Below are 24,536 nucleotides of genomic sequence, written 5' to 3'. Positions count from 1 at the left end.
CTATGAAAGCTGAAATTATTACCATTGGTGATGAGATCTTGCTTGGACAGATTGTGGATACCAATTCAGCCTGGATTGCCCAAGAGTTATTTGCCCAGCAAATTCAAATACAACAAATCACTTCTATTACAGATACTGAAGATCATATTTTGGCTGCTTTGGCCGATGCAGGGTCGCGTGCAGATATTATTATTTGTACAGGTGGATTAGGTCCTACCAAAGATGATGTCACTAAATTCACTGCAGCAAAATTCTTCCATACTGACCTGGTGTTTAACCAAGATGTGATGGACCATGTTCAACAGATTTTTCAGCGGTTTAATAGAACGATGCCAGATATCAATAAAGGACAGGCACAGGTGTTGGCTAATTGTGAGGTTTTATTCAATGACTGGGGCACTGCACCTGGCATGTGGGTAGAACACGATCAAAAGGTATACATTTTTCTTCCTGGGGTTCCTTTTGAAATGAAAAACTTAATGACTTTCCGAGCATTGCCTAAACTTAAAGACTTTCAGACCGAGGAAAAAGTTGTTAATAAATATATCCTAACCGTTGGAATTGGCGAATCGCATTTAGCAGAACATATCGCAGAAATCGAAAACAGTTTTCCTGATCATGTTCATCTGGCATACCTACCAAAAATTGGTCTTGTAAGATTGCGACTGACATTAACAGGGAAGGATATAGATGCCCTTGAAGTTGAAGCTGAGGAATGGAAGAATAAATTGGTGGAACGTATTGGACCTGCAGTAGTGGCTACTGAAGATGTTAGTTTTGAAGAAGTAATTGTTCGTAGTTTTTCAGACCATAAACTTACCTTGGCAACTGCAGAAAGTTGTACAGGAGGTAATATCTCCAGATTGATTACAGAAATTCCAGGATCTAGCAATATGTTTCAAGGTGCTGTTGTTTCTTATGCGAATGAAGTTAAGGAAGGTGTGTTGGGCGTATCTATAGAAACTTTAAAAGCGCATGGTGCTGTTAGCGAGGAAACGGTAATTCAGATGGTAAATGGTGTAAAACAACTGTTGAATGTGGATTATGCCATAGCAACAAGTGGGATTGCAGGACCAGATGGTGGTACACCTGAAAAGCCAGTAGGGACAGTGTGGGTTGCTGTAGCTGGGAAAAATGAAGTGAAAACGAAGTTATTTCATTTTCATCACGATAGGCTAATAAATATAGAACGCACTACAGCTCAGGCATTCCTGATGCTATGGAACTTATATCAAGCAGAACTCCAGAATTGACAGAATGTTATTTTGTTCAGTATATCCTGCAAAATATTTAATTTTGTTCACTTGTCAAGTAAGTATAAATATTTAACTTAGTAATCTAACAATCCAAATAATTATAGATGGCTATATATAAACTATTGTTACCCAAGATGGGAGAGAGCGTGTCAGAAGCGACATTGACCAAATGGGTAAAGCAGGTTGGAGATCAAATCGATGAAGATGATGCGGTGGTTGAACTTGCTACCGATAAGGTCGATTCTGAAGTCCCATCGCCAGTTTCTGGTATTCTTAAAGAAAGATTGTTCGAAGAAAATCAAGTAGTACAAGTTGGTGATGTCATCGCATTGATCGAGGTTGACGGTCCTGAAGCTGACCATCAAGAACAAGCCCCTCAACACGAGGAGCATGTTGAAAATGAAGCTGAAAACAATCATTCAGAACTAGCAGCTGAGGGAAATATATCAGAAGAAAGTACACAAGAATCTGTTCAATCTTCTGAAGAACAAATTCCAGGAATTGATCAGGTTGCCGAAAGACCATCTTTCCAAGAGAATCATCAACAAATCAATTCAGGTCTACGATTCTATTCTCCATTGGTGAGAAATATTGCTCAACAAGAAGGTATATCCCAACAAGAGTTGGATAGCATTCCTGGTACCGGTGGGGAAGGCAGAGTAACGAAACAGGATGTTCTGAATTTCCTTGAAAAAAACAAAGGTGTTCAAATTCCTAAGCCTGCATCTCCAGTCGAAGAGGAAATTCATCAACCTAAGGGTGAAAAACAAGAAGCTATACAGACTCCGCCTGCTCAAGTAGTAAAGAGCAGCAATGGCGATTCTGAGATTATTGAAATGGACCGTATGCGTAGATTAATTGCTGACCACATGGTCAACAGTGTTAAAACTTCGCCACATGTTTTTTCTGTAGTTGAAGCCGATGTTACGAACCTGGTGAATTGGAGAAATAAAGTAAAGGATGCTTATAAGAAATCTGAAGGTGAAAACATAACCTTTACACCGCTTTTCATTGAAGCAATAGCCAAAGCTATTAAAGACTTTCCAATGGTTAATGTTTCGGTAGACGGCTACAATATTATTCGCAAAAAAAATATTAATATAGGGATGGCCACAGCATTGCCATCAGGAAACCTGATAGTTCCAGTTATCAAGAATGTAGATCAATTGAGCTTAACAGGGATTTCAAGATCTGTGAATGATTTAGCTAATCGTTCTAGGGGAAATAAATTGAAACCTGATGATACCCAAGGAGGAACCTTCACCTTTACTAATATCGGAGCCTTTGGAAACATATTCGGGATGCCGATTATTAATCAACCACAAGCTGCAATTTTAGCAGTTGGTACTATTAAGAAGAAACCTGCAGTTTTGGAAACAGAATTCGGTGATGTAATTGCTGTTAGACACATGATGTACATTTCTATGTCTTATGACCATCGTGTAATTGATGGAGCACTTGGAGGACAATTCATACGCAGAGTAGCAGATTATTTAGAAAATTGGGACTCTGAAAGAGTTATATAATTCAAGATAAAAAAGAAAACGGCTTAGGATTTCCTAAGCCGTTTTCTTTTTTATTAACCTTGAACCAAAACTTGGTTTCTAGGTAATTTCTTTTGAACCATATAACGATATCTAAAATATAAAAGAATGGATGAGGTTAAAAGTCCTAAGGTCAGTCCATACCAGATTCCTTTGACTCCTATGTCCAAAGTGATGCCCAATACATAAGCAATCGGTAATCCCACTACCCAGTAAGCAAAGAACGTAATAAAGGTAGGGATATTCACGTCACCCATACCTCTCAAAGTTCCCAACCCCACGACTTGAGTTCCATCAAACAATTGAAACATCCCAGCAATGATTAACAACTGGGCAGCCATCACAATTACTTCTTTATCCTTGGTAATTATGTATGGTAAATATTGATTGAAGACAGCAAATATAATCGCACAAATTATCATAAATACCAGTACAAGATGGTAAGATACGGTAGCAAACTTTTGTAGTCTAAAGAAGTTTTTGTTGCCATAGGCATTTCCTACTTTGATGGTTGCAGCAGAAGCAATCCCACTTGCCATCATATAGGTCATTGCAGCAAGGGTAATAGCGGTTTGATGTGCTGCTTGCTCAATGGCGCCAATCTTTCCAGCAATCAATGCTGCACCTGCGAATGCCCCAATCTCAAATACATATTGCATAGCTACGGGAGCACCGATCTTCAATATTTTTTTTACTCTATCAAAATCAATGAACTTAACAGAAAAATGTTGGATATACCTTTTGAAATTCACCGAATTCAATACATACCATGCCATCACTGCCATCATCACAATACGGTCAATCAGTGTGGCAATACCAACACCTCTTACCCCCATAGGTTCAATACCGAACATACCCTTTACAAGAATGACTGCTATGATTACGTTCAATACATTTCCCCAAATCGTAATATTCATGGCCTGTTTTGTAAAACCTAAGCCTTCAGCAAATTGTTTAAACGTATTGAAGATCATCAAAGGAACAATTGATAAACTCAATATAAACAGATAGGGTTTCGCAGTTTCTACCACCAATGGATCTTGGTCTGCATGCTGCATGGCATACATAGAGCCATAGTAAACAAACAGGAACAATAATATCCCAGAAACTAGATTCAACCAGAAACTATTCGATAATAATTGAGCACATTCCTTAAAATTATGTCTTCCATTTTCTTGAGCAATCAGAGGAGTAAGTCCGTAGGCAATACCTAATCCAATTACCAACACAACCATAAAAACGGAGTGCACCAATGAAACAGCTGCTAAGGAAATTGTACCTGCGAATTGGCCAACAATAATAGTATCCGCAGTCTGCACCAAGGTATGCCCAAGCTGTGAAATCACAACCGGACCTGCCAAGGCCATCGTGCTTAGATAATATATTTTATTGGATTTGAAGTTCTGGAGCATATAATAAAATAATAAGGAGCACAAAGGTACAAGTTATAACTCGCATAGAAAATCATCTTAGTTTAACTTTTTGTTGCTAAATAATTACAGGAATTTATTGCTGAAAAAAAATAATAGACTTACCTTAGCTTATTATCAATTAATAAAGTAGAGATGAATTTAGCGTTTTTGAACATTGGTACCCAAGAGATGATGCTGATTATTTTAGTGGCATTATTACTTTTCGGTGGCAAGAAATTACCAGAGTTAGCAAGAGGACTGGGCAGAGGAATAAGGGAATTTAAAGATGCTTCAGAAGGGATTAAAAGAGAGATTTCAGATCAGATCAACAATTTTGAAAAAGAAATTGACGATGTAAAGGCCGATATTGAAAGAGAGCCTGAACAAAAGAAACCTGCTGCGACACCAACCCAAGATTTTGAAAACACGATGGCTTCAAATGAAAATGAGGTCGTAACGGAAGAAGAAGTTGTTGCTGAAAAGAAAGTGCCTCAATTTACTGCACCAGCAGGAACTTATGAGCACAAACCTTACACTACTCCAACTGCAGATGATTATTATAGCTATGGTTACAATGACCACTTTGCGAATAATGATGCCCCTGCAGTTGAAGATAATGCAGCAGAAGATGCTGCTAAGGAGAACCCTGCTCCTGAAGTTGATAAAAATCCATTAGAAGATAATAATTCTAAACAAGCCTAGAAAATATTCTTATATCTAAAAGCTGTTGGTATCCTTCCAACAGCTTTATTATTTCCATTTAGATTTATATATGATTACATCACACGAGATTATCGTATCGAAAGAGTTGTCGATTAGCGAGAAACAAGTGAATACCACCATCAACCTTTTGGATGAAGGTGCGACGGTGCCGTTTATTGCCAGATACCGTAAAGAATTGACAGGAAGCCTGGATGAGGTTCAGATCACAGCAATTCGGGATAGAATGCAACAATTGAGAGACCTTGAAAAACGTAAGGATGCGGTTCTGAAATCCATCTCTGAACAAGGGAAGCTAACCCCAGAACTTGAAATTCAAGTGAAGTCTGCCGAAACCATGGCAGCTCTGGAAGATATTTACCTTCCTTATAAACCGAAGCGTAAAACAAGAGCATCTGTCGCTCGTGAAAAAGGATTGCAACCCTTGGCTGAATTATTATTGGCGCAGGATAAAATAGATGTTGAGACAGCAGCAGGTTCATATATTGATGAAGAGAAAGCTGTAACTTCAATTGAAGAGGCCTTAGCTGGTGCTCGTGACATCATCGCAGAACAAATTGCCGAAGATGCACAAGTGAGAGCCCATGCAAGAAAGGCGATCTTAAACAAATCAAATTTCGTATCTAGGGTAGTGCCTGGAAAAGAAGAAGCAGCCTTGAAATACAAAGACTATTTCGATTGGACTGAATCCTTGAAAGACGCTCCATCACACCGTGTTCTTGCAATGAGAAGAGGTGAAAAAGAAGAGCTGTTATATCTTGATATTGATGTTGCTGAATCCGATGTAGTCCCTGGAATCGAAAAGCTATATATCAAAGGAAATAATGATGCCAGTAATCAAGTTTCATTGGCATTAGCAGATAGCTATAAACGCCTGTTGAAGCCATCAATGGAAACTGAAATCCGTGTGCTAACTAGGCAGAAAGCGGATGAAGAAGCAATCAAAGTTTTTGCAGACAATGTAAGGCAATTATTATTGGCGGCTCCTCTTGGTCAGAAACGTTTATTGGCTATTGACCCAGGATTCAGGACAGGATGTAAAACTGTGGTTCTGGATGCGCAAGGCAATTTGTTGGAGAATACGGCAATCTTCCCGCATAACGGTGCTGGAGGGCAAGCTGAAGCTGAACGTATTGTTAAACGTTTGATATCTTCTTATGATATTGAAGCAATTGCTATTGGTAATGGTACAGCCGGACGTGAAACGGAGGATTTTATCCGTAAAATGAATATGCCAGGTGCAACCATCGTGATGGTCAATGAAAGTGGTGCTTCTATCTATTCTGCATCGGAAGTCGCGCGCGAAGAGTTTCCAGAACATGATGTTACCGTTAGAGGTGCCGTTTCCATAGGCAGAAGACTAATGGATCCATTGGCAGAACTCGTTAAAATCGATCCTAAATCAATTGGTGTTGGTCAATACCAACATGATGTTGACCAAAATAAGCTGCAATCTGCCCTTGATGATACCGTTATGTCCTGTGTAAACTCGGTAGGAGTAGAACTAAACACAGCCTCAAAACAAATCTTATCTTATATTTCAGGATTAGGTCCGGCATTGGCACAGCAAATCGTTAATTATAGAAAAGAAAATGGTCCATTCAGTTCACGCCGTGAATTGAAGAAAGTACCTAGATTAGGCGATAAAGCTTTCGAACAAGCAGCGGGATTCTTAAGAATTCGTAATGCAGAGCATCCATTAGATTCTTCAGCTGTACATCCTGAGCGATACGCTTTGGTTGAAAAAATGGCTAAGGACTTGAATGTATCCATCCAGGATCTGATGAAAGATGATCAAGTGAGAAAAAGTGTCGACCTGAAAAAATATATCTCCGAGGAAGTAGGTCTTCCTACATTGAATGATATCATGGCAGAGTTGGCAAAACCAGGTTTGGATCCTCGTGATAAATTTGAAGCATTTTCATTTACTGAAGGTGTAAATAGCATCGCTGACTTGAAAATCGGAATGAAGCTTCCAGGAATTGTAACTAACATTACTAATTTCGGTGCTTTTGTTGATATCGGTGTTCACCAAGATGGTTTGGTGCATTTAAGTCAATTGGCAAATCATTACGTATCTGATCCACATGAAATTGTAAAAGTTCAACAGCAGGTTCAGGTCACAGTAACGGAAGTTGATGAAAAAAGAAACAGAATCAGTTTATCGATGAAAACTGAAGATAAAGCACCAAGGAAGCATTCTGAGAAGCGTTCTGACCGCCGTCAAGAGAAAGCTCCAGAAACCGATATGGCCGCTAAGCTAGCTGCATTGGCAAGCAAGTTTAAGTAGGGAAATCTTAAGGTATAAATAAAAAGAAAGCTTGGTGAATTAATTCCCAAGCTTTCTTTTTATCTATAACCGATTAATTGTTTACTAATTTTAGGGAAGCTTCAGGATAACGTTCTCCCGTATTAGGGAATTGAATCAATATTTCATCCATCTGCTGCAAATCCTCTGGAGAAAGTTCAATAGATACTGCTTCTATGTTTTCCCTTAAATATTTCGAACGTTTAGTCCCTGGAATCGGTATGATATCCTCTCCTTGGGCAAGGACCCAAGCTAACGCTAATTGAGTTCCACTAATCTCCTTTGTTTTTGCAAATTCATTCCAAGCCTCTGCCAACATGATATTGTTTTCTAGATTTTCGTCTTGGAATCTAGGGAGATTTTTTCTGAAGTCTCCTTCTTGGAAATCTCTCGTTTGGTTAATAATATTAAATAAACCTCTTGCTAATGGAGAGTATGGTACTAACGAAATATTTAATGACCGAGCTGTAGCAAGAATGTCCTTTTCTACTTCTCTCGTCAAAACTGAATATTCACTTTGTAATGCTGCAATTGGATGGATCGCATTTGCCTTTTTTAATGATTCGGATGAAGCTTCAGAAAGTCCAAGATATCTAACCTTCCCTTCCTTCACCAAATCTGCCATTGCTCCAACTGTTTCCTCAATTGGGATATTGGGATCAACTCGATGAGCATAATACAGATCGATAACATCTACCTTCAATCTTTTTAGACTCAATTCGACGGCTTGTCGCATCCATTCTGGTGACCCGTCAAAATAAGAATTAAATGGACTGTGAACGGTGTTTTCAGTATCATTGAATCGAAACCCAAATTTTGTTGCAATGAAAATTTTATCCCTGTTGTCTTTTAATACGGTTGAAATAATTTCTTCGTTTTCACCATTACCATACATGTCTGCAGTGTCCCAAAAGTTTACTCCTAAATCTAATGCTTCATGTAGTAATTTAATACTTTCTGATTTATCAGTACGACCGTAAACTGTACTCAAAGGCATACAGCCCAAACCTATAGCTGACAAACGCTCGCTGGTATTTCCTAATTTTCTCGTTTTCATGTTTATATTATTTAATGTGATATCATATTTATAGAATTCCTTTGGCTTAACTTATGGATCCATATGGATTCCAATCAAATCGATTTTCTCCTTCGCTTGAATTAATTCTTCCAATTCCTGGCCAAGGGAGGTGAGATCCAATAACTAATTCTTGAGTATTGTTAAAATCATGGAAAAAATTGATCCGGGTCTCTGCTGCCAATTTGGGATTGTGGTCTCCAGAAAATGACCATTCAGGATGTTCAAATTGTATAAGCTCATGATGAGCTAAATCTGCAATATAAGTAACAGATTGATGGTCGCTACATATTTTAGTGCTAAACATTCCAGGAGTGTGTCCTGGTGTTGGCAGGAAGGAGAGGAAGCCAAAAAGTCCTTTTGTGAAATCAATGTACTCAATCTGGTGCTTGAAGTCTTCTAACATAGATGGTATCATTTGGATGATTTGTTTTAATCCTTCACGATCCATATGATAGATACCACTTTCTTTAAAATCAGATAATTGAGCGTTTCTCCAAAAAGTGCATTCAAGTTCTGACAGATGGATGCGAGCATTGGGATAGTTTATACTATTATTTAAGCCATATAATCCTCCAATATGATCAGGATGTAAATGTGAAATAATAATATCGGTAATTTCATCAGGTCTTACTCCTGATAATGACAGACTATCGACCAACCAACCGATATCAGGATTTTCATTAGATTTTCCCAAGCCAACATCCAGCAGTATTTTCTTGTTTTCTGTTTCAATTAAAACTGTATTGATTTCTAAATCAATTGTTTTTATTGATCTCCCATTTAATAGCAAAAGCTGTTCTAGAATTTCTTTAGAGGTTTCGGGTGCAAAATCCGGATAAATAGGATGACGGGGTATAGATCCATCCGATAATATCGTAAGCTTGTAATTATCGAATGCTAACTTTTGGAAATTTGCTTTTCTTACAATTGGAGTTTTCTCTTCCTCATGAATAAGCAATCTTGAAGTTTGTTTGTTCATAATCGTAATTTTCTTAAGTCAAAGCTAAAAGCGAATCCTTTGAAATTTACGATCGATTCAAACCAAAAATTATAAAATTCAAATAATAAAGATTAAACTGCCAGCTTTCTTATTTCTCGCGGTGTTTTACCTGTATGTTTTTTATAAAAATTATTGAAATATGCGGGGTGTTCAAAACCTAGCGAATAAGCTACTTCTGATATCGGCCAGTTCGTATACCGAAGTAATCCATTTGCTTCTACAATGATTCTATTCGAAATGTGATAGGAGGTAGTCTCTCCTGTTATCTCTTTTACTGCTCGGTTTAGGTGGTTGGTGTGTACTGATAATCGATCTGCATAATCTTTAGCGGATTTTAATGTGAGCTGATTGTGAATGGCGTCGATGGGAAATTGACGCTCAAGTAACTCCAAAAATAACATGGCTAGACGCTCTGATGCATTGTGCTCATAATTGTTTGATGCAAAAGGTTTGGATTTAATGACCTGATGAATAATCAAATGCAGGTAGCTCCTTAATATTTCTTGCTTAAATTGATAATTAGAAGAGTTTTCAACAACCATCTCCTTAAATAATACTGAAATCAGGTTTTCAGTTTCCTCAGTTAAATAGAAAAGCTTATCGGTGCCAATTTGAAACATTGGAAGATTGTATAAAAAGTCATCCTGTTTTTTAACAAAAGCTTCATTGAAAATACAAAACCAACCTGGTTGTTCGCCTCCGTCGCCTTTCCACCTGTAAGGAATTTTGGGAGTCGAAAATAGCAACGCACTTTGTTTTATTTCAAATGTCTTGTCAGCATACTCTAGTGTTCCCTTCCCTTGAATCAATGTGACTTTATAATAATCCCTCCGGGAATAGGGCATAGATCCAATACATGAAGAACGCTCAAATACATTGATGTGTGGCCGGTCTTGAGAAACTACCTCCTGAGCATCATAATGAATCCGATCATAAAACTCTATTATATCCTCTCTTAATTTCATAGATTAAAATTAAGAAATTCAAATAAAATAATTTTGTAATTAATATAAACTTTACAGTTCCTTAATATTTTTGAAAGCTAAAATGTCGAATTACCTATCTTTAAGGATATTTGAAGACTAAATCTGATAATTAATTATTGTAATAAAAATCAACTTAATTCCATGACACTACAAGAATTTAAAGCCACCCTTAACAATCCTCAACCAAACCCAGAATGGGATGTACAGATCAAATCCTTATGGTATGATGCCAACGGAGATTGGAAAAAAGCGCATGACCTCATCGATCAATTAAATGATATGGTGTCTGCTCATGTCCATGCTTATTTGCATAGGGTAGAGGGTGATCTGTGGAATGCTAGATATTGGTACAATCGTGCTAAGCAACCAGAATTTAAAGGTTCTTTAGATGAGGAAAGAGAATATCTATTGGAAAAATATCTTAGTTAGCTGCGGGCAGCTGAGATGAATTCTTGATACTATCTTGTGAAATAGTAGGTATCGTAGGAATGGTGTCTCTCCGAGGTTTAAATGTCCACATCTTTTTCCAAAACTCACCTAGGGTATTGAATTCTGTACGATATACCAATCCTACAGCATTGATGTAATCATCAGTAGGTGTAAACAAAATATTTCTCGTATTTAGCCTGTTATATGCTCTGAACATAAGGCTTCCATCCCTTCTGATTTTATAGGTCAACTCAGCATCCGTAGCTACTTGATTTGAGAAGAAAGTCAAATCTGTTGTTTGAATATTTCTACGGTCTACTATTCCTCCAGTCAATACCAATCGGTCATCAAAGAATCTAAAAGACGCGGATGCATCATTCAATGATCGGATATTGAAGTCCAAAAAGTTAATGTTTAAGGATTGGGCTAAGATATTATTCAATTGGTTGAATGCAATCTCAGTTCCTGCGGATAGGAGCGTGTTATTTACTTCCCTTCCAAGCTCTCCAGAATTGTTGGCTGTAAAACTCCTTCGGATAATTAAACTTAGGGCTTGTTGGTTTACGTTGTTTGCATCTGAAAAATAAGCCTGCAACTCATCCTTAACATAAGGTGTTTGCGGGAAGTTTAAATCAAATGATACATCGGGTTGACTAAGCGTTCCTTTGATGATCATATCGGCCTGTGCTAATACCCTTTCATCCTGCCCAGCTCTACCTGCGGCATTGTATAAGTCCCGTATGGATGTTCTTTGTTGGTAGACTGCAGTAATATTTACCGTCGCACCAGAAGGAGATCCTGTCCAACGGATAGTACCACCTTGCTTAAGGTCAAAATATTTATTGATAAAATCTTGAGCTGTAAAATGGAATTTTCCAGAATTTACGGCATAGTCGCCAAACATTTCAAAATCCCCCAAACTCGAAACCTTCAAACTGATCTCTCCCGTACCCGTTCCTTTTAGCGAACCAATGTCGGTTTGTAGGTTTACCTCAGCAGCAGGTGTAAGCTCTAGATCCATATTCATCGTCATGCCTTTCAAAAAGTAACGAGATGCATTCTCTTGGTTCTCTGTAGAATCTTTACTGACAAAATAAATAAAGTCACTTTCTGAAACCGTCATGGCTGTATTGAAAGGAATGGTAATGGTAGTATTTTCTTCCGATCTTGCCTTGATATTGATATCAATTGCCGAGGTAAACCCTTTGAATTGATATGTGCCAGTAGCGTATGCAGTTCCATAATAAAGATTGTTGTCTTTATAGGTCGTATTCAAAATCATTACATTGTTTGTTGCTACATTCACATCAATGTAAGGGTTAGCTAATTTTGAAAGGTCTACGACGCCTCCAGCAACGGCTTGATGACCTTTGATATCAGTAAAGGTCAAGTTATTCATCATAACTTTATTCTGATCAATCATGACCGATTGACTATTCAGATTATAGGTAGTTTTAAGATAGTTCACTTTGAAAGATGCACTTTCTATATGAGCAGTACCATTGATGAGTGGATTTTGAAGAGTGCCACCTATATTTAATTCTGCATCCATTTTTCCTTGCAGATCCGAAGCTAGGTTGCGAATAAATGGTTGGAACAATATAAGTTCTGCTTGTGTCAATCTACCTTTTAAATTGATGGCCTGATCCCCAGAAACAACTTGATAAGTTCCATTCAGGGTCAACCCCCTTTTTCGGTCATCCAATAGCTGAAAGTCTAAATTTGCAACTTTGGACTCAGGGTCGAAATCTGCCAATAAGACCATCTGTCCTATAGGAATTTGGTTCCAAACCATCGGAGTAGTACTTACATTCGCTGATAAGTACGGTTTTTTAAAGATCGAATGCACTTCAATATGACCATTTAACTCACCATCCAAATGGATCCCCATAGGTTTAGTGACCGATTCTAGTGAGTGTAAATTAAATCTGCTGAATTGAACTTCTAATTTGTCATCTTCATTTGATAACACTCCATTGAATTCCACCTTTTGATTTCCTTGTGAAGCTACTAGATTATCCAAGTAAAACTTTCCTTTTGAAACCCGCATTTCAGCATCGGTATTAAAAGTCCAAGGTTCATAATTCAAGACAATCGTAGATTCGTCAAACCTGATGTAAGCAGGTTTATTATGGGCAAAATGTATGTTTCCATTTAACCGCATAAAGTTTTCATCAGTATCCTCTGCTGCTTTAATATTAAATAAAAGACTATCATTGGAGAGGATATTGTTTATTTCAACATTATTAACAAATATGCTGTCCGTTAAAAATACTTTATCTGCTTTTAAGTTGAGTGAAAAAGCATTTTGATCTGCATTTTCATTGATGGTCAGGTTCTGTAAATTAACCCCTTGATATTTTACAAATGGGCTGAAGGCAGTAAACTGGGCGGTAAAGTCTTCCGACGAAAAGTGAGCTTCCAAAGTGGCGCCATCTTCCAAGGTTAAGGTTGGGTCTAAAAACGCTGATACCGCTTCAAATGACTTTATATTGAGATCTAAATCAAATAACTGCGGGTTATATGCCTCTGTTTCTAATCCTATTGCTGGAGCATAGCGCATCGCCAATGCCTTAAAATATGGTACAATGGTATTGAGGTCAATTATTCCTCTAACCTCTGCATCCATCACATTGGATTTAAGTATCAAGGACCTATCCATTTCATTTCCTTCAGCAGAAAAATAAACATCATCAATCGTGAACTTACCCTTTGAAGTCTCCATGGAAATCTGGTTGGCACGTAAGTCCCCGTTTAGATTGTTGAGATTATTTCCCGTCAAATGTGTGCTGATATTGGAATCATAAATTATAATGCTATCCTTAGTCACAAAACCCAGCTTTTTCAAATTGATCATATCAATTTGGGCATCCACATTATAGACACTCTGTTCTTCCTGGAGATTTATTTTACCGTCATAGGCTAAGGCTACATTTTTATCGCTGATATGACCATTAGCCTCAATCTGCTCTTCAAATAAGAAGGCGTCAACAGAAATGCTGTCGTATTGATTGTTGCCCATTTGAAAATTCCTTAAATCTCCAATGATGTTCAATTGGATTTCTTTGAAATCTAGGTTTTGGCCATCAAAATTTAAATCAAATGCGCTGTTTTTTATGCTGTTGCTGTTGATGAGGTTTCCGATTTGGAAATTATCACTCTGAAGGCTTCCAGCGTAATCGATGTTATTCTGGATATTGATGTGACTCTCCGTATTGAGAAGACCCAATTCTGTTTCAAAATCTCCTTTGACATCAAATAAATTATATAAGCCATTAAATGAACCAGCAAATCTTATTAAACCTAATCTATGAAGTTGTTCTGGTAGGGTAAAAGAACCTCTATTTGAAAGTTCAGGAACTAATTTTTCAATATCTTGAGCAGTAGTCTGCAATCGTTCGGCCTGAAAGTCAAAAATGGTTTTATTGATATTTGGCAGACCTTTAATATTGAAATCCCCAATTAACCTGGTTTCATCCCCGGTTTCTATATCGGCATTCTGAACGCGGATATTGGCTACAGTGCCCTTGACATTTCCTTGATTTACTTCCGCTTTAAATCTGACAAATTTCATGTCAGGTGCAAAGTATTCAATGTCCTTAGAATCAACAAAGACATTTTCCATCTGGGAATCAATGTTTACTTTTTTTACAAAATCTCCGAAATCTCCAAAATCTTTATAGCTGAATTTTAAGTAATTTCCAAGCGTGGAGTTGTTAGTCAAGAGCTTTAAATTGTCAAATTCCATGAACTTGTCCGTTACGACTGCATGAGAACTTAATTCCTTCACTTTAAAGCCAGATTTCTCTTGGAAAGAAAGCTTTTTAATAATTGCTTTCAGAGTTGTGGAATCTTGCTCAATTTTACTGAAATTTCCAGTTAGGTGGGTTAACTCAATATCGGAGAAATCAACACCGCGGCTATGATGCTTCTGCGTATGGTTAATGATTTTGACATGATTGTCTACCAAATTAACTTCGTAAAGCTTTAGCTCCATTTTCTTCTTTGGAGTTTGATCTTTTTTCTTTTTCGGAGCAAAATAATCTATTAAGAACTTAATGTTCGAACTGTCCTTGTAAACTTGAAAATCCACATACGCCTTTTCAATATTTAATCTTTCGATGACAATCTTGTTCTGAAAATAATCTGTTAAGATCAGATCTGCATTGAGCTTCTTTGCTGAAAGTATAGGGTTTCCCTTTGAATCGGAAAGATTGAAGTCGTAGAGGTTGAGTTCGGAAAAGGGCTTGAAATAAATCTTTCCAATCTCAACATTTGCATTCAACTCCTTAGAAAGGTATTTAGCGACTTTTTTGGTAACATATGTTTGAACAGCAGAAAACTGTAGAGAGAATAGCAGAATTGACAGCAGGGCTAAGATGCTGAGCAGGCTTATTAACGTTATTTTAAGTATTTTTTTGATACTTTTGTAAATTAAATTTTATACTTCTCTCAAAATGGCCATTATTCTAGGAATAGAATCTTCATGTGATGAAACTTCGGCCTCTATATGTATAGATGGCGAAATTAAGTCAAATATTATTGCTAGTCAAGCAATTCACGCTAAATATGGGGGTGTAGTTCCTGAGTTAGCTTCTCGAGCACATCAACAAAATATTATTCCAACAGTAGACCAAGCTATCGCTTCTGCTAAAATACGGAAAAATGATATAGATGCAGTAGCTTTTACGCGTGGACCTGGACTTTTAGGTGCTTTATTAGTAGGAACTTCTTTTGCAAAGTCGTTTGCTCTTGCCCTAGATATTCCATTGATTGAGGTGAATCATATGCAAGCACATATTTTAGCCCACTTTATTGATAATCCAAAACCGAATTTTCCGTTCTTATGCCTTACTGTTTCAGGAGGCCATACGCAAATTGTATTGGTAAAAGATTATTTTGAAATGGATCTCATCGGAGAAACATTGGATGACGCCGCAGGTGAAGCATTCGATAAAACTGCCAAAATCTTGAATCTCCCTTATCCAGGTGGGCCATTGATAGATAAGCACGCTAAAGATGGTGACCCAAATGCCTTTAAATTACCAGAACCTCAGATCCCCGAACTTAATTTTAGCTTCTCGGGACTGAAAACCGCTATTCTATATTTAGTGCAAGATGAAATTAAAAAGAACCCTAATTTCTTGGACGAAAGAATGGATGATCTATGTGCATCCGTGCAGAGTAGAATCGTTTCGATATTATTGAATAAGCTTAAAAAGGCAGCGAAACAAACCGGAGTAAAGGATATTGCTATCGCAGGCGGGGTATCAGCAAACTCAGGACTACGCAACGGTCTCCTAGAAATGGGCCAAAAATATAACTGGAATGTCTTTATTCCTAAATTCGAATATTGCACCGACAATGCTGCAATGATCGCAATAGCAGGATATCAAAAGTTCCTAAAACAAGATTTCATCGGTCAAGACATTGGACCATTAGCAAGAATGGGGGTTTAGGCATATAGTTGTGGTAATAGACATTAGACATAAGACACAAGACATTAGACTTTAGATCTAAAACATTAGTCCATTACCAAGAATGGGATTTAGACTTGTGTTTATAGACATAAAACTTTGGACCATCAACAAGAATGGGGGTTTTGCCTTGTGGTTATAGACATATGACATAAGACATTAGTCCATCAGCAATAATGAGGTTTAGACTTTTGGTTATAGACATAAGACATTAGAGATCCAGAAATAATCTTATGTCTTATGTCTACTGTCTACTCTACCTAAAACTAATTTTCACTTCGATTTTCTTTCCATCGTTTCCTTTTTTCCAGTCTGGGCCATTTTGAATAATTTGAATGGCTTTTTGGTTTAGTTCTGGGTTGCTTGTTTTCTTAACGGTGATATCAATCGGACGTCCAAAGGTAGAAATATCGAATATCAAGGTAACAGAACCTTTTCCTAACAAGGTTTGATAGGAATTGTCGTTTATGTATTTTTTGTAAGCGACCCAGCCCACCAAAGGTTCGGATTTTACTTTCGGCGATTTGCCACCATAACCTACAACTACAACTTCATCCAATTGAGCAAAACTTGGCTCCAATTGCACGATTTTATTATTGCTGGCAATGATATTTGCTTTTTCATAGCCTAAAGATAAGATTTCCAATTTCTGGTTATCAGAGGTCAAAGGCATTACATATTCACCATTTGCATCAGTCATCACCACATCGTTAGTTTTTATATCTCTTACCGAAGCATTGGCAATTGGTCTTCCCGACTGCTGATCCAATACTCTTCCGGTAGCAAGTTTTTTAACATCTTGCAAAGAAGATACTCTGTCTACCTGTATTCCACTGACTGCTCCGGCTAATTTTGCTTGAGGAGCCTTCTTACTGCGAATCTGAATCACAGGAGAATTGTCTGATAAAACTTGTTGCTCAGGCGCATAATTACTAGCAATACGCAACTCGTCTTTATCAGCAAAGCCACTGGTATCTGCTCTTGGCACTTCTTTCAGAAAGATATCTTTGTTTTGAGCCACAATCCTGTCTACTTCATTACCTTGCTTAGATGCTGCTGAAGCAGTTTGTTTTGAAGATCGACTGTCTTTTAATTCTTCAGTCGGCGCTGTCTCTGGGCTTGCCATTGCTATCAATGTTTCCTCGTCGCTATGTCCATCCAAACTGTCCAGGTTTATACTGTTCAATGTGGTATCGGTTGGTGCCTCTGCTGGCTCAACGGACGCTGCCTCCAAGGTCTCATGTAATTGTTTTTGATCTTTGTTTAGAAACCAAATGGTACCAATACCCAAAACTAATAACAAGGATGCTGCAATACCCAAAAATCTATAACTCCTAAAAGAGCGTATTTTAGGTTCATGACTTCTTTCAAATATTGGAGTATGCAGGTCGGAAACATCAAGTGGCTTTTTGAGTTTCTTTTCTTCTTCCAATCCCATAAGGACATCCATTAAAAATTCATCCTCATGGCTAGCTTTTTCAATAGCGTACATCTCGGAGCTGCTCAGTTCTCCGTTCACGTATTTACGTAAGTAGGCTATGTCAAAGTTCTTATTCATGAGAATTCCTTTCCATGCAGTTTTTAAGATTTCTTTTGCCGTTTTGAATAAAACTCTTTACGTCATTCATGCTATAACCGGTTATTTCTACCACTTCTTTGTAGCATTTCTGTTCGATAAAGAATAATTGGATACTTCTTTTTTGTTTCTCGATCAATGTATCCAAACAGCTTTCTAATCTCAATAATTGTTCCTCCCTCTCTTGATAGTTTTCCTCCTGATGCAGGTTCATAGAAAATTCCACAAAATTATCTGTAACAATTTCAACCTTGTTTTTTGCAGATCGCAGGGCCATTAAGCAATGGTTCTTGCTGACTACATAAAGCCAGCGGGGGAAGTCTTGGATGTCTTGTTTCTTTACCTTGTCGATGAGTTCTTCAAAGATCTGCATGACCGCGTCTTTGCTGCGCTCAGGCTCTTTGAAATAGCGTAAACACACATAATAGACCATTTCGCTATGTCGTTGATAGAGGTCGCCTAGGTAGCGGAGGTCTCCTTCCCGAAGGTAGTCTCCGAGCAGATCTTCATCTGTTTGATTGCGCTGTTTTGACAAGGTCCTATTGCTCATTTACTGCTGAAAAATAAATTTTTTTTCTCGTTTATGGAAATTTGATTTTTTATGCATCCCTTGACAAAATTTACTAGTCATGAATAAAATATTTGCTTTTATAGTCCTTTTGCTTACTCTAGGTAGTAGCGGACTAGCCCAACAAAGAACAATTACTGGTACTGTCAAGGACGCCGATAGTAAAGCAGTTCTTTCAGGAGTTGAAATTAGTGTTCAAGGGAAAAATACTGCAACTCTTACTGACAATAATGGAGCATACAGCATAAATGTTGAAGATAGTGATGTTCTTTTATTTAAATTCTTGGGTTTTGAAACTCAGAAAATAAAAGTTGGTAAGAAAAAGAAGATAGATGTTTTGTTGAAAGCAGAATCACATAATTTGGAAGAAATTGTTGTGCTTGGCTATGAATCTCAAGCCAAGCAGGCACCAACTGTTATGTCCACTGCGCAAGTGCGTGGTCGTGTCGCAGGAATATATATACAACCTAGGCCGCAGCATAAGGAGGAATATCAACGTTTTGAAGAAAATGGATTTATTTCTCCAACCAAAGAAGCACTTTCTACATTTGCAGTCGATGTAGATGCAGCATCTTATAGCAATGTGAGAAGAATAATCAATTCGGGTCAGTTGCCACAAAAGGATGCGGTAAGGGTAGAAGAAATGATCAATTATTTTCAATACGATCTACAAGCACCTACCAATGGAGATCCTGTAAAAATATATACCGAGCTTACGACAGCTCCATGGAACAAAGAACATCAATTGATGCGTATAGCATTAAAAGCTAAAGATATTCCTAAGGGAGATCTGAAGCCTTCAAATTTGGTTTTCCTGATTGATGTTTCGGGTTCTATGATGGCAAATAATAAATTGCCTTTGGTTCAATCTTCTTTGAAATTATTGGTCGATCAGTTGAGACCAGAAGATAAAGTAGCCATAGTAACCTATGCAGGAAGTGCTGGGGTACCATTGGAAAGTACAAAGGGTGACCAAAAAATGAAAATTAAAACAGCGATTGACGAATTAGTTGCTGGCGGCTCTACTGCAGGTGCAGCAGGTATCAAAAAGGCTTATCAGATCGCTAGACAAAACTTTATCAAGGGCGGAAATAATAGAATCATATTAGCTTCTGATGGCGACTTTAATGTAGGTGAATCTAGCAATGAAGCAATGGAAGACCTAATTGCCAAAGAAAGAGAAAGTGGAGTTCATTTAACGGTTTTGGGTTATGGCATGGGAAATCTAAAGGATAGCAAAATGGAAACCTTAGCAAATAAAGGTCATGGAAATTATGCTTATATAGATAATATCTCTGAGGCTAGGAAAGCAATGGTTACTGAGTTCGGTGCGACATTGTTTACAGTTGCCAAAGACGTTAAAATTCAGGTGGAATTTAATCCGGCTTATGTTCAAGGCTATAGATTGGTAGGTTATGAGAATCGTTTGTTGGAAGCAGAAGATTTTAATAATGATGCAAAACTTGGTGGTGATATGGGGGTAGGGCATACCGTAACAGCAATTTATGAAATTATTCCTGTTGGTGTGAAGAGCTCAATTATTGGAACCGTAGATCCACTGAAATATCAAAATAATGATAAACCAAATGTGGGTTCAAAAAATGGGGAACTAGCAACGGTTAAGTTCCGTTATAAAGATCCAGAATCCGATAAGAGTCAATTACAGCAAAAGATAGTAACCAATGTAGCAAAACCTCTGGATGCAGTTTCGGAAGACTTCAGGTTTGCAACCGCTGTTGCTGAATTTGGCATGTTGCTTCGCAACTCGGATTATAAGCAAAACTCCAGTTTTGAAAGTTTAGTGGCTAGAGCAAAAGCAGCAAAAGGAAAAGACGATGAAGGATATAGAGCAGAATTTATTCGACTAGCAGAAAATAGCAAATCAATTTTAGATACTGAGAAATAGATTAGTAAGGTTGTTAAAATAACGAGCCAGGTTCAATTTGAGCCTGGCTTGTTTTTTAATTTTGTTATAGAATGATAATTTCATTTAATCGAAGAGCTTGAGCAATGTCGATTTTGTATCTTTTCTTTTCACCTGGTACGTTTGTTATGACTTCATACGCATAGCCATCTTTTTTTGATCCTTTCTTTTCAAATGAAACGATTCTCAAAGTTTTTCCTATAATATGTTTGGCATTTTTTGAAACCTTCATTTCATTGATGGCTTCTTGTGTCAATCCAGCGGTTGTCAATGCAGAAGAGCCTGTGATAAAGTTTAATCCTCCTTTTACTAAACTCAGGTTTTGTGTGTGAAATCCAAATGATGTTAGGGTTTCACCAGCAGCACCTGCTATTTCTCCAATACTCGAAAGATTCAGTTTATTACGTTTATGCTCTTCAATTGAAACAAACTCAAAGGAATGAGGAACATTGACCAGGATTTGATCATGAATTTGAATTTGCAGACTGTCATTGATCATTAACGTACTGTCGTTAACTAATTTTTGAGCTTTTAATGCGGATGCCAAAATCATCAAGCATAGCAATGATGTGATTGTTTTCATACGGTAAATGTTTAATAGATAATTACTTTTGGTCAAAATGATTAATTAATATTAACCATGTGTTAAAAAACAATCAATTTTGGTATTAATTCTTTATATCCCTTAAATACAACAATAAAAAATAGGGAGCCTGAATCCAAACTCCCTATTTCTATTATAAATAAAGTAAAATCTTTATTTCACCAATTTCTTTTCCCACATCCCATATCTCACATCTCACATCTCACATCCCACATCTCATATCTAATCCTTCTTTTTCTCTTTCCATTGTTGAGTAAAGGATTTATCGGCGATTTTTGGCAATTCTCTTTTATTGCCCCACGCTTTTTTGAAGAAGTTTCGAGCGAAGAAGTTTTTGGTTTTTCCGCCAAAGAAATCTAGGAGTTTTCTCTTTTGTATTGCCCAAGTAAACATACTCCATCCTTTTTTCTCGACCGAACTCACGAGGTCTTGTTGTACAGCATCTCTACGATTCAAGAGCAACATTTTTTGAATATCAATTCCTACCGGACAAACTTCTGTACATTTACCACACAGGGAAGAAGCATAACTCAAATGTTTGAACTCTTTCATGCCATTTAGATGCGGTGAAATTAAAGAGCCAATTGGGCCTTGGTAGGTTGTTTCATAAGTATGTCCGCCGATATTTTGGTAGATTGGACACACGTTCAAGCATGCTCCACAGCGGATACAATAAAGTCCTTGGCGTTGATCTTTTTGTTCCAGAACATTTGTTCTTCCATTATCTAGCAAAATGACGTACATGTCTTCAGGTCCGTCGTATTCCGAGATTTTACGAGGACCAGAAAGTACCGTGTTATAAACGGTCAGGTTCTGGCCAGTTCCATGTGTTGATAGGAGAGGCCAAAATAAGTCGAGGTCATTGATGCTTGGCAACACTTTTTCAATTCCTACCACGGCGATATGAACTTTTGGAAATGTTGTGGTCAGTCTTGCATTACCTTCGTTTTCGGTAATGGCAATGCTACCGGTATCTGCCAACAAAAAATTTGCACCTGTAATACCTACGTCCGCAGTGGTGTATTTCTCACGCAGGATTTCACGAGCCTTCATGGTGAGTTCTTCCGCAGTTGCTTCAAGAGGTGTGTCAAATTTTTCGTGGAATAACTTGGCAATTTCTTCCAAGCTTAAGTGCATAGCAGGAGTTACGAAATGATAGGGTTTTTGACCCAGCAATTGAATTATAAATTCACCAAGGTCACTTTCTATGGTTTCGATGTTTTTGGATTCCAAGAAATGATTGAGTTCAATTTCTTCGGTTGCCATTGATTTTGATTTCACGACAGACTTGGCTTGGTGATGTTCCATAATGCGCCAAATCTCTTCCCGAGCCTCGGCAGCATCATTTGCCCATATAACCTTGCCACCCTTGGCCGTAAAATTAGACTCAAAATCCAATAAATAGCGGTCCAAATTCTCAATAGCTTTCCATTTGATCAAATTAGCCTTGGTCTTGCTGTTCTCCAAGTCAAAAAACTTGCTCTTTCCCTTTTCAAAAGCAATCTCATACTTATCAATATTATTACTGATAACCTGACGATGCTGTAAATCAAATGATTTTGAAGCACTATCCTTCAAAAATTTATCTGCTACTGTCTGTGCCATAGGGATGATTTCGTTGCTAATTGCAAAATTAAAGGTTGACCGTGAAAATCAACCAATTTTAAAGATAAAAAATTATCTGTGATACCTTCAAGAATGTTTATAAAATCCCTGCTGTGCAAAATTCCGAAAATAATAAAGCGGTCAACCTAATTAAGAAAGACCGCTTTATAAATATCGATTGTATTGTTATTTCTTTGGTTCAATCAAGCTGATGCTCAATTCATCCAATTGTTCTTTAGCAATTTCCGCAGGCGCATCGATCATAACATCACGTCCTGAATTGTTTTTAGGGAATGCAATGAAGTCTCGAATAGTTTCTTGGCCGCCCAAGATTGCTGTCAAACGGTCAAGTCCGAATGCCAAACCACCATGTGGAGGAGCTCCATATTGGAAAGCGTTCATCAAGAAACCAAATTGGTCCTGAGCTTGTTCTGATGTAAATCCAAGATGCTTGAACATCAATGCTTGCATATCTTTGTCATGGATACGGATAGATCCACCACCAATCTCATTACCATTCAGCACTAAGTCATAAGCATTCGCGCGCACTTTTCCTGGATCACTGTCCAACAAAGGCATATCCTCAATTTTTGGAGAAGTAAATGGGTGGTGCATAGCATGGAAACGCTCTGTTTCTTCGTCCCATTCCAATAATGGGAAGTCAATAACCCATAGCGGAGCAAACTCATCAGGCTTGCGTAAACCCATACGGTTACCCAATTCCATACGAAGCGCACTCAATTGAGCTCTTGTCTTATTTGCAGGACCCGAAAGGATTAAAATCAAATCTCCAGCTTTAGCGCCAGTTGCTTCTGCCCATTTAGCTAAATCTGCTTGATCATAGAATTTATCTACCGAAGATTTGAAAGTGCCGTCAGGTTCACATTTTACATATACCATTCCTGAAGCACCTACTTGAGGACGTTTTACCCAATCTACCAATTCATCGATCTGTTTTCTGGTATAAGAAGCCGCTCCCGGTACAGCAATGCCGACCACCAATTCTGCATTATTGAAAATAGCGAAATCCTTGTGCTGAGCGACATCATTCAATTCCCCGAATTTCATTCCAAAACGAATATCAGGTTTGTCGTTACCATAAGTACGCATCGCCTCATCAAAAGTCATTCTCGGAAATTCAGCGACTTCAATGCCGTGGATAGTCTTCAATAAATGACGAGTCATCCCCTCAAATACATTTAATATATCCTCTTGTTCTACGAAAGACATTTCACAGTCAATCTGAGTGAACTCTGGTTGTCTATCTGCGCGTAAATCCTCATCGCGGAAACATTTCACGATTTGGAAATATTTGTCCATTCCACCTACCATCAACAACTGTTTAAAAGTTTGTGGGGATTGTGGCAGGGCATAAAATTGGCCTGGGTTCATACGTGAAGGGACAATAAAATCTCTTGCACCTTCTGGAGTAGACTTTATTAAATAAGGCGTTTCGATTTCGCAGAAATCCAACCCTGATAAATAATTTCTAACCTCTTGTGTTACTTTATGACGGAATAGCAAGCTGTTTTTAACAGGGTTTCTGCGGATGTCAAGGTAACGATATTTCATTCTGATGTCTTCACCACCATCAGTTTCATCTTCTATAGTAAATGGAGGTAATTTTGATTCATTCAGAATTTCCAAATTACTCACTTTGATTTCAATGTCTCCGGTAGGGAGTTTTGGGTTTTTGCTTGAGCGTTCTATAACGGTTCCTGTTACCTTAATTACATATTCTCTACCCAAATCACGTGCATTGCTGCGCAGGATTTCATCATCCTCGCTATTGAACGTCAGCTGTGTTATTCCATATCTATCACGTACATCAATGAAAGTCATTCCACCTAAGTCACGTGATTTTTGTACCCATCCAGACAGGGTTACTGTTTTTCCTAAATCTTCAATTCTTAATTCGCCACAAGTATGTGTTCTGTGCATGATTATCTCAATTTTTATTGACCCACAAAATTATCGGATTTATGCGAGAATAAAGAATATTATCTATACTATCAGCAGGCAGTATAATAAGGTCCTTGTTATACTCTC

Annotated in this window: 17 protein-coding genes; 7 read left to right on the top strand and 10 right to left on the bottom strand. The window is 37.7% G+C overall.

Translation table 11 applies throughout. From position 1 onward, the window contains the following. Nucleotides 1–2: 2 nt before the first annotated feature. Both CRT24_RS13865 and CRT24_RS13860 read left to right on the top strand, forming a co-directional pair. Nucleotides 3–1,253 carry a competence/damage-inducible protein A gene (locus CRT24_RS13865; RefSeq protein WP_099371816.1) on the top strand — a complete coding sequence of 417 codons (1,251 nt, stop codon included), beginning with the start codon at nt 3–5 and terminating at the stop codon, nt 1,251–1,253. A 107-nt stretch (nt 1,254–1,360) separates the two neighbouring features. After that, complete coding sequence (locus CRT24_RS13860) at nt 1,361–2,782, top strand: dihydrolipoamide acetyltransferase family protein (protein ID WP_099371815.1); 1,422 nt, start codon at nt 1,361–1,363, stop codon at nt 2,780–2,782. A 53-nt stretch (nt 2,783–2,835) separates the two neighbouring features. On the opposite strand, the gene CRT24_RS13855 is transcribed toward CRT24_RS13860, so the two are convergent. Beyond that, nucleotides 2,836–4,212 (bottom strand): MATE family efflux transporter, encoded by a 1,377-nt coding sequence (locus CRT24_RS13855; RefSeq protein WP_099371814.1) that lies wholly within the window; start codon nt 4,210–4,212, stop codon nt 2,836–2,838. A gap of 153 nt (nt 4,213–4,365) precedes the next feature. On the opposite strand from CRT24_RS13855, the gene CRT24_RS21325 reads away from it, so the two are divergent. Both CRT24_RS21325 and CRT24_RS13845 read left to right on the top strand, forming a co-directional pair. Next, nucleotides 4,366–4,914 carry a twin-arginine translocase TatA/TatE family subunit gene (locus CRT24_RS21325; protein ID WP_099371813.1) on the top strand — a complete coding sequence of 183 codons (549 nt, stop codon included), beginning with the start codon at nt 4,366–4,368 and terminating at the stop codon, nt 4,912–4,914. Between the two features lie 70 nt (nt 4,915–4,984). Then, the gene (locus tag CRT24_RS13845; RefSeq protein ID WP_099371812.1) at nt 4,985–7,222 is read left to right on the top strand and encodes a Tex family protein; all 2,238 of its coding nucleotides are present in this window, start codon (nt 4,985–4,987) and stop codon (nt 7,220–7,222) included. Nucleotides 7,223–7,295: 73 nt separating this feature from the next. On the opposite strand, the gene CRT24_RS13840 is transcribed toward CRT24_RS13845, so the two are convergent. From CRT24_RS13840 to CRT24_RS13830, 3 genes are all read right to left on the bottom strand, one after another. Next, complete coding sequence (locus tag CRT24_RS13840) at nt 7,296–8,297, bottom strand: aldo/keto reductase (RefSeq protein ID WP_099371811.1); 1,002 nt, start codon at nt 8,295–8,297, stop codon at nt 7,296–7,298. A 46-nt stretch (nt 8,298–8,343) separates the two neighbouring features. Further along, a complete protein-coding gene (locus CRT24_RS13835) occupies nt 8,344–9,297 on the bottom strand; it encodes an MBL fold metallo-hydrolase (protein WP_099371810.1) in 954 nt (317 codons plus the stop codon). 92 nt (nt 9,298–9,389) lie between these two features. After that, the gene (locus tag CRT24_RS13830) at nt 9,390–10,283 is read right to left on the bottom strand and encodes an AraC family transcriptional regulator (RefSeq protein WP_099371809.1); all 894 of its coding nucleotides are present in this window, start codon (nt 10,281–10,283) and stop codon (nt 9,390–9,392) included. 162 nt (nt 10,284–10,445) lie between these two features. Between CRT24_RS13830 and CRT24_RS13825 the strand changes: the two genes are divergently transcribed. Next, nucleotides 10,446–10,733 carry a hypothetical protein gene (locus CRT24_RS13825; protein ID WP_099371808.1) on the top strand — a complete coding sequence of 96 codons (288 nt, stop codon included), beginning with the start codon at nt 10,446–10,448 and terminating at the stop codon, nt 10,731–10,733. On the opposite strand, the gene CRT24_RS13820 is transcribed toward CRT24_RS13825, so the two are convergent. Further along, nucleotides 10,726–15,018 carry a translocation/assembly module TamB domain-containing protein gene (locus CRT24_RS13820; protein ID WP_099371807.1) on the bottom strand — a complete coding sequence of 1,431 codons (4,293 nt, stop codon included), beginning with the start codon at nt 15,016–15,018 and terminating at the stop codon, nt 10,726–10,728. The two genes, CRT24_RS13825 and CRT24_RS13820, sit on opposite strands and share 8 nt — an antisense overlap. Nucleotides 15,019–15,190: 172 nt before the next feature. Between CRT24_RS13820 and tsaD the strand changes: the two genes are divergently transcribed. After that, nucleotides 15,191–16,192 (top strand): tRNA (adenosine(37)-N6)-threonylcarbamoyltransferase complex transferase subunit TsaD, encoded by a 1,002-nt coding sequence (gene tsaD, locus CRT24_RS13815; protein WP_099371806.1) that lies wholly within the window; start codon nt 15,191–15,193, stop codon nt 16,190–16,192. A 274-nt stretch (nt 16,193–16,466) separates the two neighbouring features. On the opposite strand, the gene CRT24_RS13810 is transcribed toward tsaD, so the two are convergent. Together CRT24_RS13810 and CRT24_RS13805 are read right to left on the bottom strand one after the other, a co-directional pair. Then, a complete protein-coding gene (locus CRT24_RS13810; protein WP_099371805.1) occupies nt 16,467–17,768 on the bottom strand; it encodes a carboxypeptidase-like regulatory domain-containing protein in 1,302 nt (433 codons plus the stop codon). Continuing rightward, on the bottom strand, nt 17,761–18,336 hold the full coding sequence (locus tag CRT24_RS13805) for an RNA polymerase sigma factor (RefSeq protein ID WP_099371804.1): 576 nt from the start codon (nt 18,334–18,336) through the stop codon (nt 17,761–17,763). The genes CRT24_RS13810 and CRT24_RS13805 overlap by 8 nt, the downstream gene beginning before the upstream one ends. A 79-nt stretch (nt 18,337–18,415) precedes the next feature. On the opposite strand from CRT24_RS13805, the gene CRT24_RS13800 reads away from it, so the two are divergent. Beyond that, on the top strand, nt 18,416–20,260 hold the full coding sequence (locus CRT24_RS13800) for a von Willebrand factor type A domain-containing protein (protein ID WP_099371803.1): 1,845 nt from the start codon (nt 18,416–18,418) through the stop codon (nt 20,258–20,260). A gap of 64 nt (nt 20,261–20,324) precedes the next feature. Here CRT24_RS13800 and CRT24_RS13795 read toward each other — a convergent pair whose 3' ends face one another. The 3 genes from CRT24_RS13795 to aspS all read right to left on the bottom strand — a co-directional run bounded on the left by CRT24_RS13795 (nt 20,325) and on the right by aspS (nt 24,428). Beyond that, nucleotides 20,325–20,861, bottom strand: a complete 537-nt coding sequence (locus CRT24_RS13795; protein ID WP_144034588.1) for a hypothetical protein — start codon at nt 20,859–20,861, stop codon at nt 20,325–20,327. Between the two features lie 243 nt (nt 20,862–21,104). Continuing rightward, nucleotides 21,105–22,487: a LutB/LldF family L-lactate oxidation iron-sulfur protein gene (locus CRT24_RS13790; RefSeq protein ID WP_099371801.1), complete on the bottom strand. Its 1,383-nt coding sequence runs from the start codon at nt 22,485–22,487 to the stop codon at nt 21,105–21,107. A gap of 186 nt (nt 22,488–22,673) precedes the next feature. Then, nucleotides 22,674–24,428, bottom strand: coding sequence for an aspartate--tRNA ligase (gene aspS / locus CRT24_RS13785; protein ID WP_099371800.1), 1,755 nt, complete (start codon nt 24,426–24,428; stop codon nt 22,674–22,676). Nucleotides 24,429–24,536 lie beyond the last annotated feature (108 nt).

The organism is Sphingobacterium sp. 1.A.5, assembly GCF_002734235.1.
GTDB lineage: Bacteria > Bacteroidota > Bacteroidia > Sphingobacteriales > Sphingobacteriaceae > Sphingobacterium > Sphingobacterium daejeonense.
The sequence above is the reverse complement of the archived record's forward strand: the minus strand, read 5'-3'. Positions and strand labels throughout refer to the sequence as shown.